The sequence below is a fragment of the Nocardioides sp. YIM 152588 genome (assembly GCF_040191335.1).
Classification (GTDB): Bacteria; Actinomycetota; Actinomycetes; order Propionibacteriales; family Nocardioidaceae; genus Nocardioides.
On record NZ_JBEGDJ010000027.1, the window covers coordinates 29499 to 44998 of the forward strand.

Sequence of the window (15500 nt, forward strand, 5' to 3'; positions counted from 1 at the left end):
GTCGTGCGCGGGCCGGGGGGACTGCGCGCCGTCGTACCGCTGCTGGCGGCGTCGGCGCTGACCGCCGGCGGCTGCACCGTCGACGTCGAGCCGCTGGACACCAGCACGATCGGCCCGTCCGCCGGCGCCTCCGCCGGTCCGTCCGCCGGCTCGGCGACGGAGTCATCCACCGGCTCCAGCGGCACCGCCACGGCCGGCTCGTCGACCGGGGCCACCGCCCGGACCGAGGGCTCCCGGGCCCGGGATGGCCAGCGCAAGGAACGGCGCACCGGCGCCGCGGGCAAGGTCCCGGACGCCGTGATCCTCGAGGAGCTGCGTCGTACGGCGGAGCGGATCGCCCAGCGGCTCCCGTCGGCCACGCCCACGGTGCTGCCCACCGACGTCGACGCCTCCACGAACCGCGGTCTCGGCTACCGGCTGATGCTGGACTTCGGCTTCGAGGAGGCGCAGTGGCGCTACCTCGACGCGCTGTGGCGCCGCGAGTCCGGGTGGAACCACCTCGCCGAGAACCCGCGCTCGGGCGCCTACGGCATCCCGCAGTCCCTGCCCGCGACGAAGATGGCCGTCGTCGGGGACGACTGGCGCACCAACCCCGAGACGCAGATCAGGTGGGGACTGGCCTACATCGCGGCCCGGTACGGCAGCCCGCAAGCCGCCTGGGCGCACTCCGAGCGCACGGGCTGGTACTGACCTCGCGGCCGCGCCCCGACGCGGCCTCCGCGACGGCGCGGTTCGCCGGGCTTGCGCAGGTCAGCGGCATGTGGGTTCATGTTGAGATGAAGCCAACCGCGACGATCCGCTGGTCGATCGGCGAGCTCGCCGAGCGGTTCGACCTGCCCACCAACGTGCTGCGGCACTGGGAGGAGAAGGGGTTGCTGCACCCCGCGCGCGACGCCGCCGGCCGCCGCCACTACGTCGAGGACGACGCCTACCGGGTCGCGGTGATCCTCTCCAGCAAGGCCGCCGGGATGAGCCTCGACCAGATCGCCGGGCTGGTCGACGGCACCGCGGCCGGGCGCCACCGGCTGCTGACCGAGCACCTCGCCGACCTCGACCGGCGTGAGGAGGAGATCGCGAGGTCGCGGCACCTGACCACGCACGCGCTCGAGTGCCGGGCGCACGACATCTCCGCCTGCCCGAACTTCAAGGCGCACGTGGCGGACATCGTCAGCGGGGTGACGACCGGCTTCCCGATCCGCGACCACCGGCACCACGCCGACGCCCATGCCGGCCGGCCGGTGGGTGGGGCCGTGGCGGACCCTCAGTAGCGCACGTCCACCCAGACCTCGCGGTGGTCCGACGTCGGTACCCCGGTGCCCGGCCACTGCACCGGGTCGTAGTCGCCGGTCAGGTAGTAGAGCGGGTCGTCGTCGGTCGGCCAGAAGACGCCGGACCCGCGCACCTTCGTGCCGCGCGAGGGCAGCACGTAGTCGACGCGCAGGTTGCCCGGTGCGAAGTCGGCGAAGTCGGCGGTGTCGAGCGCCGGGTCGCCGAGGTGGCTGTCGTTGGCGCCGCCCTGGTCGGCCGCCTCGGCGCCGCCGTCCGAGCGCGGCTCGGCGTCCACGACCCGCGGGTGGTCGAGCAGCTGGAGGATCGCGTCGTCGGTGGAGTCGCCGTCGAGCGGGTCGGCGTTCATGTCGCCGGCGATCACGAAGCGGGAGCCGGGTCGGAGGCCGCCGTACCGGCCCTCGTCGTCGTAGATGTAGGACGACGTCCGCCGGTCGCCCACGTAGTCGGCCCAGAACCGGATCTCGTCGTGGTTGCGCGTGCCGTTGCGGTCCTCGGCGCCGTCGAAGGTCGGCGGCGTGGGGTGGGAGACGAGGAAGTGGACGGTGCGCCGCCCGATGCGGATCGGGACGTCCCAGTGCGACTTGGAGGAGAGGCGGAGGTCGGCGAGCTCCTCGGGCGAGTACCAGTCCGCGGGGGCGTCGGTGGCGGGGTCGTCGGGGAGCAGCGCGCCGGGCATGTCGGCCCAGCGGAAGAACTGGAAGGTGCGCACCGCGTCGGTGTCGATCGGGTACTTCGAGAGGACGAGCATCCCGTACTGGCCCTCGAACAGGCCGAAGCCGAACGCGTCGTTGCCGCCGCCGATCGTGCCGTCGTTGTCGAGGTCGTGGCCGCTGGGGACGCCGGTGTTCGACGGGGCGATGTAGGCGTAGGGGTAGTGGATCGGCGCGGCGCCGTGGTGGGCCACTGCGAGGTAGTTCTCGCGGAACAGGTCGACCGCCGCGGGGTCGTAGTCGAACTCGTTGACCAGCAGCACGTCGGGCCGCACCCGCTGGATGGTCTCGGCGACGTTGGCGGCCTGCGCGTTGTCGGGCGTGGCGAGGTCGGCGGCGAGCTGGCCGGCGGCCGAGCGGTTGAGCGACGCGTTGAACGTGGAGAACCGGACGGTGCGGTGGTGCTTCCCGCCCTTGGTGGCACCGGCCTTGCCGGCCTTGGCGGCGCCGGTGCGGTGGTGGTCGGTGGGGCCGGCCGTCGCGGGTGGGGCCGAGAGCGCGGCGGTGGCGACCAGGGCGGTGGCCAGGCCGGCGGCGAGGGCGGGCGCTGTACGGCGGGCGGGATGCATGCGGACCTCCGAGTCGGTGTGCCTTCCACGGCCCACCGTAGACAGGGGGCGGACCCTTCGCACCGGCCACGGGCGACCGGTCGATGAACTCCGAGGGACCCGCGGCGCGATCACGTCGGGCCCCGCTGGTAGGAACGGGGCATGCGGCGACTTCCGGCGGCCCTGAGCACGAGCCTGCTCCTCGTTCCCCTGCTGGCGGGCTGCAGCGGGGACGACGGCGGCGACTCCGCCCCGAGCGAGGCCGCCGCCGGCGCCCTCGCCGAGGAGCTCGCCGCCGCGCTGGTGCTGGCCGCCACGCCGGAGGAGGCGGACCCGGAGGAGACCGCGACCGCGACGGACGGGACCGGGTCGGACGGGACCGGGTCGGCGGGGTCGTCGGACTCGTCGGCGCCCGGTCTCGCGGAGCTGCCGTTCGCCGACGCGGTCGGCACCGCGGTCGCCGAGGAGTACGCCACGGTCGTGGACGGCATGGACGGCGCGGTGCCGGCGGTCGAGGTCGACGGCGTCGGCGAGGCCGAGGAGGACCCCGAGGCCGCGGAGACCGTGCGGGTCGCGACGCTCGCCTGGACCTGGCCGGTCACCGACGAGGACGACTGGACCTACACCTCGGACGCCGAGCTGGTCGCCGTCGACGGCGGCGACGGCTGGGCGGTGCGGTGGGAGCGCACCGTGGTCGAGCCGACGCTGCGCAAGCGCGAGGTGCTCGACGCCGCCACGGAGGAGGCCGACCGCGGCGACATCACCGGCGCCGGCGGTGCGGTGCTGGTCACCGAGCGCCCCGTACTGCGCTACGGCATCGACAAGACCAAGGTCGCCGGGAAGCAGGCGGCCGACTCCGCCCGCACGCTGGCCCGGCTCGTCGGGATCGACGTGGCCTCCTACGTGAAGCAGGTGCGCGCCGCCGGTGACAGCGCGTACGTCGAGGCGATCACCTACCGCAAGGGACAGGTGCCCGCCGAGGTCGACCTCGGCGCGGACCGGATCGAGGGCGTCCTGGTCGTGCCCGACCGGATCGCGCTGGCGCCGACCCGGGAGTTCGCGGCACCGATCCTGGGACGCGTCGGTCCCGTGACCGCCGAGATGGTCGCCGAGGACCCCGAGGTCTACCGCGCGGGCGACATCGCGGGCACCTCCGGCCTGCAGGCCCGGTACGACGAGCAGCTGCGCGGCACCCCCGGCCGCGCGGTCGCGGCCGTCCGGGAGAACGGGCGGCGGCGCGCGCTCTTCACGGTCGACGCCGTCGACGGCACGCCGCTGGCCACCACGCTCGACCCGCGCCTGCAGAACCGCGCGGAGGAGCTGCTCGCCGACGTCGGTCCCGCGAGCGCGCTGGTCGCCATCCGGCCCAGCGACGGCTCGATCCTGGTGGCGGCCAACGGGCCGGGCACGGGCGGCCAGAACTACGCCACCTACGGCCAGGCCGCGCCGGGGTCGACCTTCAAGATCGTCTCCAGCCTCGCCCTGCTCCGGGACGGGCTCAACCCGGACAGCCCGGTGGACTGCCCGGCCACGGTCACCGTCGACGGGAAGGCGTTCGAGAACTACGACGACTACCCGTCGGCGTACCTCGGTCGGATCCCGCTCCGGACGGCGGTCGCCCAGTCCTGCAACACCGCCTTCACCGGCCAGCACGGCCGGATCGGCAAGGGCGACCTGGCCGAGGCCGCCGGCAGCCTCGGCCTGGGCATCGACCACGACCTCGGGTTCCCCGCGTACTTCGGCCAGGTGCCCGACCCCGCCTCGCAGACGGAGGCCGCCGCCGACCTGATCGGCCAGGGCCGGATCCTCGCCTCACCGATGGTGATGGCGACCGTGATCGGCAGCGTCCAGGCCGGCGAGACCGTCGTACCGACCCTGCTGCCCGACTACGACGCCACCGCGGAGGGCCGGGCGACGCGCCTGACCGCCCGGGAGGCCGATCAGCTCAGGTCGATGCTGCGCGAGGTGGTCACCTCCGGCAGCGGGCGCGGGCTGGCCGACCTGCCGGCCCCCGCCGCGATCGCGAAGACGGGCACCGCCGAGTTCAGCGCGGACGGCAAGTCCGGCCTGCACGCGTGGATGGTCGCGGCGCACGGCGACCTGGCGGTCGCGGTCTACGTCGACCGCGGCGAGTCGGGCAGCCGTACCGCCGGCCCCATCCTGGAGGCCTTCCTCCGCGCCGCCGGCTGAGACGCGGCCGCTACGGCCGAATGACGAAACAGGCGCCCGCGACGTGGACCGCGACGGTGGGTACCGGCATCCCTCGCGCCCTCGACTCAAGGAGTGACGGCTGCGATCGCGGGGAACGCGGAGCAAGCGGTCCGGAGGGAGCGACGAAGGAGCGACCGGAGGCCGCGAGCGAGGCTTCCCCGCGTGCAGCCGCGGTGAGACGCCGGCGGCGCTGGACCACCGGATCGCCCGACTGCGAGTGCGGCAGCGTGGCGCGAGCGAAGCGAGCGACATCGCTCGCACCATCAAAAAGAGTGAGCCCCTCGTCGCATGGGGTCAACGAGGGGCTCATGTCGCCTTTCGGTGCTCCCTCCGATTAACGACAATCCAAACTTTAGCGATCTCGGCGCAGATTGCTAGGGGGAATCGGTAGAAAGTTGCATCGGTGACCTGCACAAGCCTGCCTGGTCTGCTGCACAGGAAGGGCTCGGACGCTCCCGTCGCGACCCCCTGAGTGCCAGAGTGGGGGCATGAGCGACTTCGACCTGCTGCCCGAGGACAGGCGCCGACTCTTCATCGGCGGGACGTGGCGGGAGTCCTCCTCCGGGGCCCGCCTGGACGTGATCGACCCGGCCGACGGCGGCGTGCTCACGGACGTCGCGGACGGGACGCTGGAGGACGCCGGCGCCGCCCTCGACGCGGCGGTCGCCGCGCAGGCGGACTGGGCCGCGACGCCGCCGCGGGATCGCGGCGAGATCCTGCGCCGCGCCTTCGAGGCGCTCGTCGAGCGCGGTGACGACTTCGCCCGGCTGATGAGCCTGGAGATGGGCAAGCCGGTGGCCGAGGCGCGCGGCGAGGTGACCTACGGGGCCGAGTTCTTCCGCTGGTTCTCCGAGGAGGCGGTGCGGATCCACGGCCGGTGGATGGACGCCCCGGCGGGGACGAGCCGGCTGCTGACGATGCGCAAGCCGGTCGGGCCGTGCCTGTTCATCACGCCGTGGAACTTCCCGCTGGCGATGGGCACCCGCAAGATCGGGCCGGCGGTCGCGGCCGGCTGCACGATGGTGGTCAAGCCCGCCTCGCAGACGCCGCTGACGATGCTGGCGCTCGCCGACGTGCTCGCCGAGGCGGGGCTGCCCGACGGCGTGCTCAACGTCGTCACCACCTCCCGCTCGGGTGCGTTCAGCGAGACGCTGCAGGCCGATCCGCGGCTGCGGAAGGTCAGCTTCACCGGCTCGACCGGTATCGGCAAGGTGCTGGTCCGCCAGTCCGCCGACCAGCTGCAGCGGGTCAGCATGGAGCTCGGCGGGAACGCGCCGTTCATCGTCTTCGCCGACGCCGACATCGACGCCGCCGTGGACGGCGCGATGCTGGCCAAGATGCGCAACATGGGCGAGGCCTGCACCTCCGCCAACCGCTTCCTGGTCGAGGAGTCGGTCGCCGAGGAGTTCGGGTCCAAGATGGCGATCCGGATGGGGGCGCTGACGGTCGGCCGTGGCCAGGACGACGGCGTCGACGTCGGCCCGCTGATCGACGAGAAGGCGGTGGCCTCGGTCTCCGCGCTCGTCGGCGACGCGGTCGACCGCGGCGCCCGGGCGCTCGTCGGTGGGGAGGAGCCCGGCGGCGAGGGGTTCTTCTACCCGCCGACGGTCCTGGTCGACGTACCGGCGGACGCCGACGTGGTCACCAACGAGATCTTCGGCCCGGTCGCCCCGATCACCACCTTCACGAGCGAGGACGAGGCGATCGCGCACGCGAACAACACCGAGTACGGGCTCGCCGCCTACGCCTACACCCGCGACCTGGCCCGCACGATCCGGCTCGGGGAGCGTCTGGAGTACGGGATGCTCGGCATCAACACCGGCCTGGTCTCCAACCCGGCGGCCCCGTTCGGCGGGATGAAGGCGTCCGGCTTCGGCCGCGAGGGCGGGTTCGAGGGGATCGAGGAGTACCTGGAGACGACGTACCTGGCGATCCCGGCGCCCTGAGCGGGGCCCCGGGCCTCGGCTCAGCCGCGCAACGCGGCCAGCACCTCGGCGTTGTGCCGGTGCCCGCGGGTCTCGTAGCCGACGACGGTCACCCACGGCACCAGCGCCAGCACCAGGAGGCAGGCGACGAGGTCGACGTCGGCGGCGGCCATCGCGACCGGGGCGGCCAGCAGCGCCACGCTGATCGCGCCGAGGAGCAGGTGGAACGGGTCGAGCGAGCGGCTGAACACGGCGTACAGGATGTAGAAGACGAGCAGGTACGTCGCCAGCGGCACCGCCACCGACAGCACGGTCCCGACCCGGCCGAGCTCGCTGTGGTGCTCGATGTAGTACGCGGCCACGTGCAGCCCGGCACCGACCGCGGCGATCGATCCGAACAGCGGGATGTGACCGTAGCCCCAGCCGAACGAGCGTTCGCGGCGCAGCTCGAGGATCTCGCCGTGCGGCACCACGAAGTAGGTCCACCACATGCCGAACGTCATGGCGGTGCCCGCCGCGGCGAGCAGCACCACCTCGGCGTTGAGGTCGCCGATCGCGGTCAGGCTGGCCATCGTGCCGATCAGGCCCTCGCCGAGGACGATGATCGCCATCAGTCCGTAGCGCTCCGCGATGTGGCCGGCGTGCCACGGCGTACCGCCGAAGCGCCGCTCGGCGATGATCGGGCCGGTGACCTCGATCGCCAGCGGGACGCACATCGCGAGGAAGGTTGCGCCCACGCTGAGGTCGACGATTGCCAGCCAGCACCAGATCACCTGCGCCGCCAGGATGGTGGTGATGTAGGTCCGGTGGGCGGCGCGGCGTGCCGGGTCGTGCCGCGAGGCGCGCCACCACTGCGCGACCATCGCGACCCGCATCACCACGTAGCCCCAGACCAGGACGTCGTTGTCGAGCGTCTCGCCGTCGTGGATGGACGCGAACACCGCCGGCAGGCCGAGCGCGAAGACGAGGACGCCCATCATCTGCACCATCGTCAGCAGCCGGAACAGCCAGTCGTCGGTGTCGTAGGCCGATGCGAACCAGGTGAAGTTGATCCAGGCCCAGGCGATCCCGAAGGTGACGAAGGTGAAGCCGACGATGCCGGCGGCCACGTGGTCCTCGGTCAGGCTGTGGGCGAGCTCGTTGGACGCGGTCCCGAACGCGATCACGAAGGTCAGGTCGAAGAGGAGCTCGAGCGGCGTCGCGGCGCGATGGGTCTCGTCCGGGTCGCGGCCCGTCATCCGCAGGGTCCGGTGCTGGAGCTGGAGCGGGTGCTCGGCCATGCTCGGGATCCTAGGGACGACGGCTCCGCTGCGGCAGGGTTCGCGCGCTCAGACCGCTCGGCCGAGTCGGCCCAGCAGGGCGCGCCCCGGGTCCGGCACCGGCAGCGTCGGCAGTGGGCGGGCGAAGGCGTCGGCGCCGGGCTCGGCGTCGGCCGCGGCGCGGAGCAGGTCGGCCCACGGCAGCAGGTCCGCGGCGAGCGCCGACGGCAGCGGCGCCCCCTCGCCGGTCGCGCGGCCGACGTCCCAGCCGTGCACGGCGACCTCGACGGCGGCGAGGGCGGCGACCACGGCGACGGGGGCCGGTACGCCGCACACGCCCACGTCGCCCGCCGCCCCCTCGGCCTCCAGCCGGGCGGTCCAGGCGCCGAGCAGGCCCGTGGCCTTCCGGCGCAGCGCCGCCAGCCGGAGCTCGGGGTGCGTCGGGGCGGCGCTGTGCGGGCTGACCGCCCCGCCGGCGCCCTCGGCGAAGGCGTCCAGGGAGTCCTCCATGTGCGCGAGGAGGTCCGCCAGCCGCCACCGCTCGCACGGGGTGGCCCGGCCGAACGCGCCCGGCGTGACGGTGGCCAGGGTGCCGCAGGTGTAGCCGATCGCCCGCTCGAGCAGCTCCACCGAGGTGTGCGGCGGCACGCCGGCCGCCGCCGGCGACGCGGTCATCCCGTCGTACGGGCCGTGCCGGCCGGTGTCGCGGCGGGTTCCTCGGGCCGGTAGTCCGCCGGGAGGCTGGCGGGGAGCCCGAACCGCTCGAAGAGGCGGTGGTCGAAGAACGCCGTGACGTGCCGGACCCGGTCGCCGTCGAGCTGCAGCACCTGGAACTGGAACGGCGTGAAGGTGCCGTCGGGCTGGCGCATGTAGAGCCCGAACGCGGGCTGGCCGTTGGCGGAGGTGCGCAGCATCGGCATGTCGTGGACGCCGCCGGGGCACTTGGTGCCGATCAGGTCGCCGATGGCGTCGGCGCCGCGGTACCAGTTGAGGAACGGTGGCATGTCCCACGTGGCGTCGTAGGTGAGCAGCCCGACGATGGTGTCGACGTCCTTGGCCCAGAACGCCTGCAGGTAGGCGTCGAGCATCCGCTGCTGGTCGGCGTCGAGGTGGGGCTCGACGGTGTCGGGCGACAGGTGCCGGTCGGCGAGCTGGGCGTGGGCGCGCTGCAGCGCGGAGTTCACCGCGGCGGTGGTGGTGTCCAGCGCGGTCGCGGTCTCGGCGGCGGTCCAGCGCAGCACGTCGCGCAGGATCAGCACCGCCCGCTGACGGGCCGGCAGGTGCTGGAGCGCGGCGACGAACGCCAGCCGGATCGTGTCCCGCTGCTCGACCTCGACCGCCGCGTCCGGCACCGGCTCCAGCCACGGCACCTCGTGGTCCTCGGCGAGCGCCTCGTTGACGGTCGAGTCCGCGGTGCCCAGCCCGGCGGGGAGCGGCCGGCGGGGGCGGCCCTCCAGGTTGGTGAGGCAGACGTTCGTGGCGATCCGGTAGAGCCAGGTGCGGACCGAGGAGCGGCCCTGGAAGCCCGCCGACGCCTTCCACGCCCGCAGGAACGTCTCCTGCACCAGGTCCTCGGCCTCGTGCAGCGAGCCACTCATCCGGTAGCAGTGCGCCATCAGCTCGCGCTGGTAGCGGCTGGTGAGCGCGTCGAAGTCGGCCAGCTCGTCGGTGGCTGCTGTCGTCGTATCGGTGGTCTGCTCGGTCACGCGGGGTCCCATCGTCGGCTCCCTGCCGGAGTTCTCAGTCTGCCTCAGGGGTCGACCCGTGGCGATGGGGAAAGTCATCGGGCGGTGCCGACCGAGCCGCTTGAGTGGCCGGCGGGTGGGGTCGGTCGTGTGCCTCCGGATGGGGCGGGTCGTGTGCCTCAGGCTGCACATGCGTCACACCGGACAGGGAGTTCGGTCACTTGTCGGCCGTTGCAACGCCTGTCATGTGTGGGAATCACCGGTCGACCGGTGATTCCAACCGCGGCCGCCACGCCTCAGCCGAACGACCACACCAACAGCTCGGTCGGCACACCCGCGGTCACCTCGTGCGCCGGCTCGTCGGTCAGCAGGAACGCGTCGCCCGCCTGGAGCGGCTCGGCGAGCGAGGAGCGCAGCAGCGCGCCGGTGACGACGAAGGCGTGCACGCGCGGCGCGGCGGGCAGGGTCACGGTCTCGTTGGGCCCGAGCCGGACGAGGTCGTACGACGCCCCGTCGACCCCGATCGCGAGCGGCCCGCCGTCGCCGACCAGCCTGACCGGGTCGTCGCCGGGCGCGTGCGGCCCCGGGGCGGCGCTGGTGCGGGCGTAGGCGGGCTCGGCTTCGGGGTCGGCGGCGAGCCAGGTCTGGACGAAGCGGACGGCGCCGTCGGTGGTGGCCAGCTCGGTGTGCCGGACGCCGGCGCCCGCGCGGAGCACGCCGCACTCGCCGGGGCCGAGCTCGGCCTCGTTGCCGAGCGAGTCACGGTGACTCAGTCGGCCGGACACGACCCAGGTGACGATCTCGACCGCGGAGTGCGGGTGCTCCTCGAAGCCCTGGCCGGCGCCGAGCAGGTGGTCGTCGTGGCACACCAGCGGGCCGTAGGAGACCCGCGCAGGGTCGTAGTGCGGACCGAACGAGAACGCGTGCCGGGTCAACCGCCCCGGCACCCGGTCGATGAACCTGCTGGACCCGCGGCTGATCTCGACGCTCACGCCCCGATTGTGCCCCGCGGCGTCGCCGGCACGCCGGGGTGGGGCCACCGGTGGGGCCACCGGCTCGGCCGGGAGTCGTGTGCCCCAGAACTACCCCTGGGTGGGTCTCAGGCACACGACCCCGCCCCGGCGGGTGCACAGAAGCCCCGCCCGCCCCACCCGACACACCGGCATCGCCGCACCCCCCGGCGGGGGCGGATCCGAGAACACCCTCCGCGCCGCGCGACCTCGTGCGACGCTGTCGGGATGAAGCACCCCGACCTGTCGGAGCGGCTGCCGGCCGACTTCCGGTTCGGTACCAGCACCGCGGCCTACCAGATCGAGGGCGCGGTCGACGAGGACGGGCGCGGCCCCAGCATCTGGGACACGTTCTGCGCCGAGCCGGGGCGGATCGCGGACGGGTCGAGCGGCGCCGTGGCGTGCGACCACTACCACCGCACCGAGGAGGACGTCGCGCTGATGGCGCGGCTGGGCACCGGGGGCTACCGGTTCTCGATCGCCTGGCCGCGGATCCAGCCGACCGGCCGCGGGCCGGTCAACGCGGCCGGCCTCGACTTCTACGACCGGCTCGTCGACCAGCTGCTCGAGGCGGACCAGCAGCCGATGGTCACCCTCTACCACTGGGACCTGCCGCAGGCGCTCGAGGACGACGGCGGCTGGCTGAACCGGGACACGATCGACCACTTCGCCGAGTACGCCGCGATCGTCGGCGAGCGGCTCGCCGACCGCGTCGAGCACTGGGTGCCGGTCAACGAGCCCAACGTGGCCAGCATGCAGGGCTACGGCGTCGGGGAGCACGCGCCCGGCAAGAGCCTGGTCTTCGACTCCCTCGTGGTGGCGCACCACCTGCTGCTCGCCCACGGGCGCGCGGCGATCGCGCTCCGCGCGGCGGGTGCGACCAGCATCGGCTGCGCCAACAACCACGCGCCGATCTGGCCGGCCTCCGACGACCCGGCCGACGTCGGCGCCTCCAAGCTGTTCGACACGCTGTGGAACGGACAGTTCGCCGAGCCGATGCTGCTGGGCCGCTACCCGGCCGACCTCGCGCCGTTGATGGAGGACGTGGTCCGCGACGGCGACCTGGCCACCATCCGCCAGCCCCTCGACTTCTACGGGATCAACTACTACAACCCGCTGCGGGTCGCGGCCGCGCCGGACGGCGCCGACGTGCCGTTCGAGTTCCGCGAGATCCTCGGCCACCCGCTCACCGACCTGGGCTGGCCGGTGGTGCCCGACGCGCTGCGGGAGTGGCTGATCCTGTTCCGCGCGCGGTTCCGCGCCGCCGTACCGCCGCTGATGATCACCGAGTCCGGCTGCGCCTACAACGTCGGACCCGACGAGAACGGCGTGGTCGACGACCACCAGCGCATCGACTACCTCCAGGCGCACCTGACCGCGGTCGCCGAGGCGATCGAGCGGGGCGTGGACATCCAGGGCTTCTACACCTGGTCGCTGATGGACAACTTCGAGTGGGCCGACGGCTACGTGCCCAGGTTCGGTCTGGTGCACGTCGACTACGAGACGCAGGAGCGCACCCCGAAGCGCTCCTACAGCTGGTACGCCGACCTGATCACCGCCCACGCGCGGGTGCACGCCGGGCAGGCGGACTGACGGTCCGCCCCGGGCGGGCTCAGCTCACCGGCCGGTAGACCTGCTGGAGCCGCCGGCTGCCCGCGGTCGTCTGGTAGGACCGCACCCACGTCGACGAGTCGTCGGACCCCTTGCGGTCGGCGGTCACGTACCAGTCCATCTGGGCGCGGCCGCTGGTCACGTCGAGCACCGAGTAGCCGTGGTTGTCGAGGTCGACGAACCGGATGTGCGGGTTGGCGGCCCGCAGCGCCGTCGCCGCGAACGGCGTCAGCGCGGTGGTGCCGAGCATGTCCTTGAAGTTGTTGGACGTGATCGAGGTGCAGACCATCTCCACCCCGACGGTGCGCCGGTCGGCGAAGGGATAGGCGCCGGCGTCCAGGGGCAGGTCGCAGGCCCAGGCGGAGTGGATGTCGCCGGTCAGGAAGACCACGTCGGAGATGTCGTTGTCGTGGAGGTAGCGGTAGAGGTCGCGGCGGTCCCGGACGTAGCCGTCCCACTGGTCCAGGTTGTAGGGCAGGCCCTCGGAGCCGACGGCGTCGCCCACCATCTCGGCGATCGCGTCGGCCGAGCGCTGCGGGAGCTGGCCGAAGCTGACCGGCGCGATCATCACCGGGTTGCCGACCAGCTTCCAGCGGGCGGAGCTGTCCCTGAGCCCCGTGGTCAGCCAGCGCATCTGGGCGGCGCCGGCGATCTCCTGCTCGCCGCCGGTCATGCTGGCGGAGTCGATCTCCTCGGTGCGGTAGCTGCGCAGGTCGAGCATCGACAGCTCCAGCAGCCGGCCGAACCGCAGCCGGCGGTAGATCTTCCGGCCGTCCCGGACCTCCGCGGTCCCGGACAGCCGCACGGGCATCCACTCGTCGTACGCCCGGAAGGCGGCGCGGCGCCGCGCCCGCCAGCTGCCCTCGGTCTCGGGGTCGTGGTTCTCCGCGCCGCCCTTCCACGCGTTGTCGGCGAACTCGTGGTCGTCCCAGGTCGCGATGAACGGCAGCCGCAGGTGCAGCGCGGCCAGGTCCGCGTCCCGCTTGTACTGCGCGTGGCGGCGCCGGTAGTCGCGCAGCGACACCATCTCGTGCGCCGGGACGTGGCGGCGCACGTCGACGTCGTCCTTGCCGTAGCCGTACTCACCCGGGCCGTACTCGTAGAGGTAGTCGCCCAGGTGGACCACCGCGTGCAGGTCGTCGCGCCGCGCCAGCGCCCGGTAGGCGTGGAAGTAGCCCGCCTGCAGGTTGGCGCAGGAGACGACCCCGAAGCGCAGGTGGTCGGGCGAGTCGTCGTACGACGGCGCTGTGCGGGTGCGGCCGACCGGGCTGGTGGTGCCGCCGACGCGGAACCGGTACCAGTACCAGGTCGAGGGCCGCAGGCCGCCCGCGTCGACCTTGACGGTGTGGTCGCGGCGCCGGCTCGTGCGGGTGGTGCCGCTGCTCACGACGGTGCGGAACCCCTCGTCGGCCGCGACCTCCCAGGTCACGTCGACCGCCGGGCCCCTGCCCGAGCCCGGGGTGGCCTCCGGCGTCGGCGTCACCCGGGTCCAGAGCACCACCGCGTCGGGCAGCGGGTCGCCGGAGGCGACGCCGTGCCGGAAGAGAGGCGTGGCGGCGTCGGCGGCGCCGCTCAGCGCCACCGCGGCGACCCCGGAGGCTGCCGCCGCGCCGGCCACGGCGGTACCGGCGATCACCTGGCGGCGGGAGATCGGCGAGGCCGGGGTGAGGTGGTCCGCGGTCGGGGTCGGCTCGACGGGGGCAGGCGTGTCCACGCATCACCAACGGTGATCTACGCCACAGGTCATGGGTCGGCGCCGGTTTCACCAACGGTGGGGACGGGCTCGGCCGCGGACGGCCGGTTCGGGCGTCGAGGGCAGGGGTCAGGTGGCGAGGGCAGGGTTCAGGTGGCGAGGGCCGCGGCCATCCGCTCGACGATCGCCGTCAGCCGCTCGGGGCTGGTCGCGAAGTTGAGCCGGACGTGCCCGGTCAGCCCGGGCTGGTACATGTCGCCGGGCGCGAGCCGGACCCGCCCGTTCGCGAGCACCTCGGCGGCGGGGTCGTCCTCGCCGTACGCGCGCAGGTCGATCCACGCCAGGTACGTCGCCTCCACGGGCCGCATCCGGGCCGCGGGCAGGTGCCGGGCGAGCAGGTGGGCGAGCAGGTCGCGCTGCTCCCCGAGCCGGGCGACCAGCGTCGCGAGCCAGGGGTCGCCGTCGGTGTAGGCCGCGACGCTCGCGACCGCGCCGAGGGTCGACCAGGACTCGTTGACGCCGGGGCCGACGCCTCGCAGCCGGTCCCGGGTGGCGTCGTCGCCGGCCACGATCTGGGCGCAGCGCAGGCCGGGGGTGTTGAACGCCTTCGACGCCGAGACGACGGCGACGGCGTGGTCGGCGGTGCCGTCCAGGGAGAGGTACGGCGTGTGGGCCGGTGCCCCGGGCAGGACCAAGGGCGCGTGGATCTCGTCGGCGACCACCCGCGCGCCGTGGCGCACCACGACGTCGCGGATCCCCTCCAGCTCGGCCTGCGTGAAGACGCGGCCCAGGGGGTTGTGGGGGTTCGTGAGGACCAGCGTCCGCGCGCCGCCGCCGGCGGGGTCGAGCAGGTGGTCGAGCTGGTCGAGGTCGATCTCGGCGCGCTCCGCGTCCGGGTCGAGCACCAGGTCGAGGCGCTTGCGGCCGGTGGCCTCGATGATGTTCATGACGGGCGGGTACCCGGGCACGGTCATCACCACCGGCGCGTCCGCGGAGAGCGCGTTGAGCGCGAACCGGACGCCGGCGGTGACGTCGACGGTCGGCACCACCCAGGTGGGGTCGACGTGCTGGCCGAAGTGGCGCCTGGCGAAGCCGGCGTACGCCTCGCCGAGCGGCCCGCCACCCGGCGAGAAGTCCGGGTAGCCGACGACGTTGTGCGCGACCGCGTCGGCCAGCGCCAAGGCGATCGGCGGCGCCAGCGCGTAGTCCATCTCCGCGACCCAGGCCGGGATCACGTCCGCGTCCACCTGGCCCCACTTGCACGGCATCGCACGCCGGGCCTCGGCGTCGGTCAGGTCGCGGATCACGGCGTCGAGCCTAGCCAGCGGGACCGCGCGCCGAGCCGGGGGTTGGGGCGCGCCGAGTCGGGGGTTGGGGCGGGCCGAGCCGGGGGTTGGGGCGCGCCGAACCGGGGGTTGGGGCGGGGTGGAGGGCTTCACCCGGGCCCCAGGCGTCACACCGGACAGGCAATTCGGCCGCTGGACAGGCGTTGCACTGCCTGTCCAGCGACCGAATCCCCGGTCGACCGGTGATTCCGACGCCGGCCAGCCAACCGGCC

12 protein-coding genes are annotated in these 15500 nt (G+C 73.7%); 5 read left to right on the forward strand and 7 right to left on the reverse strand.

Features of this window, described 5'->3' with window-relative positions:
* The first annotated feature begins 3 nt into the window (after positions 1-3).
* The gene (locus ABLM29_RS13790; RefSeq protein ID WP_349714695.1) at positions 4-690 is read left to right on the forward strand and encodes an aggregation-promoting factor C-terminal-like domain-containing protein; all 687 of its coding nucleotides are present in this window, start codon (positions 4-6) and stop codon (positions 688-690) included.
* An 86-nt stretch (positions 691-776) separates the two neighbouring features.
* Positions 777-1268 (forward strand): MerR family transcriptional regulator, encoded by a 492-nt coding sequence (locus ABLM29_RS13795; protein WP_349714696.1) that lies wholly within the window; start codon positions 777-779, stop codon positions 1266-1268.
* On the opposite strand, the gene ABLM29_RS13800 is transcribed toward ABLM29_RS13795, so the two are convergent.
* Positions 1262-2569, reverse strand: coding sequence for an endonuclease/exonuclease/phosphatase family protein (locus ABLM29_RS13800; protein ID WP_349714697.1), 1308 nt, complete (start codon positions 2567-2569; stop codon positions 1262-1264). The genes ABLM29_RS13795 and ABLM29_RS13800 overlap by 7 nt on opposite strands.
* Positions 2570-2710: 141 nt before the next feature.
* Between ABLM29_RS13800 and ABLM29_RS13805 the strand changes: the two genes are divergently transcribed.
* Entirely contained in the window at positions 2711-4738 is a 2028-nt protein-coding gene (locus tag ABLM29_RS13805; protein WP_349714698.1) for a penicillin-binding transpeptidase domain-containing protein, read from the forward strand.
* Between the two features lie 509 nt (positions 4739-5247).
* Positions 5248-6705, forward strand: coding sequence for an NAD-dependent succinate-semialdehyde dehydrogenase (locus tag ABLM29_RS13810; protein ID WP_349714699.1), 1458 nt, complete (start codon positions 5248-5250; stop codon positions 6703-6705).
* Positions 6706-6725: 20 nt separating this feature from the next.
* Here ABLM29_RS13810 and ABLM29_RS13815 read toward each other — a convergent pair whose 3' ends face one another.
* The 4 genes from ABLM29_RS13815 to ABLM29_RS13830 all read right to left on the reverse strand — a co-directional run bounded on the left by ABLM29_RS13815 (position 6726) and on the right by ABLM29_RS13830 (position 10620).
* Complete coding sequence (locus ABLM29_RS13815; protein WP_349714700.1) at positions 6726-7964, reverse strand: low temperature requirement protein A; 1239 nt, start codon at positions 7962-7964, stop codon at positions 6726-6728.
* 48 nt (positions 7965-8012) lie between these two features.
* Positions 8013-8618 (reverse strand): maleylpyruvate isomerase family mycothiol-dependent enzyme, encoded by a 606-nt coding sequence (locus ABLM29_RS13820; RefSeq protein ID WP_349714701.1) that lies wholly within the window; start codon positions 8616-8618, stop codon positions 8013-8015.
* Positions 8615-9649, reverse strand: a complete 1035-nt coding sequence (locus ABLM29_RS13825) for a sigma-70 family RNA polymerase sigma factor (protein ID WP_349714702.1) — start codon at positions 9647-9649, stop codon at positions 8615-8617. The genes ABLM29_RS13820 and ABLM29_RS13825 overlap by 4 nt, the downstream gene beginning before the upstream one ends.
* 275 nt (positions 9650-9924) lie before the next feature.
* A complete protein-coding gene (locus tag ABLM29_RS13830) occupies positions 9925-10620 on the reverse strand; it encodes a pirin family protein (protein WP_349714703.1) in 696 nt (231 codons plus the stop codon).
* A 246-nt stretch (positions 10621-10866) separates the two neighbouring features.
* On the opposite strand from ABLM29_RS13830, the gene ABLM29_RS13835 reads away from it, so the two are divergent.
* Positions 10867-12231 (forward strand): GH1 family beta-glucosidase, encoded by a 1365-nt coding sequence (locus ABLM29_RS13835; protein ID WP_349714704.1) that lies wholly within the window; start codon positions 10867-10869, stop codon positions 12229-12231.
* Positions 12232-12250: 19 nt separating this feature from the next.
* On the opposite strand, the gene ABLM29_RS13840 is transcribed toward ABLM29_RS13835, so the two are convergent.
* Positions 12251-13963 carry an alkaline phosphatase D family protein gene (locus ABLM29_RS13840; RefSeq protein ID WP_349714705.1) on the reverse strand — a complete coding sequence of 571 codons (1713 nt, stop codon included), beginning with the start codon at positions 13961-13963 and terminating at the stop codon, positions 12251-12253.
* A gap of 128 nt (positions 13964-14091) precedes the next feature.
* A complete protein-coding gene (locus tag ABLM29_RS13845) occupies positions 14092-15249 on the reverse strand; it encodes a MalY/PatB family protein (RefSeq protein ID WP_349714706.1) in 1158 nt (385 codons plus the stop codon).
* Between the last annotated feature and the right edge of the window lie 251 nt (positions 15250-15500).

Coding starts and splice junctions, on each gene's coding strand:
- ABLM29_RS13810 (WP_349714699.1), top strand. CDS start 5,248: ATGAGCGACTTCGACCTGCTGCCCGAGGACAGGCGCCGACTCTTCATC.
- ABLM29_RS13795 (WP_349714696.1), top strand. CDS start 777: ATGAAGCCAACCGCGACGATCCGCTGGTCGATCGGCGAGCTCGCCGAG.
- ABLM29_RS13800 (WP_349714697.1), bottom strand. CDS start 2,569: ATGCATCCCGCCCGCCGTACAGCGCCCGCCCTCGCCGCCGGCCTGGCC.
- ABLM29_RS13805 (WP_349714698.1), top strand. CDS start 2,711: ATGCGGCGACTTCCGGCGGCCCTGAGCACGAGCCTGCTCCTCGTTCCC.
- ABLM29_RS13820 (WP_349714701.1), bottom strand. CDS start 8,618: ATGACCGCGTCGCCGGCGGCGGCCGGCGTGCCGCCGCACACCTCGGTG.
- ABLM29_RS13835 (WP_349714704.1), top strand. CDS start 10,867: ATGAAGCACCCCGACCTGTCGGAGCGGCTGCCGGCCGACTTCCGGTTC.
- ABLM29_RS13815 (WP_349714700.1), bottom strand. CDS start 7,964: ATGGCCGAGCACCCGCTCCAGCTCCAGCACCGGACCCTGCGGATGACG.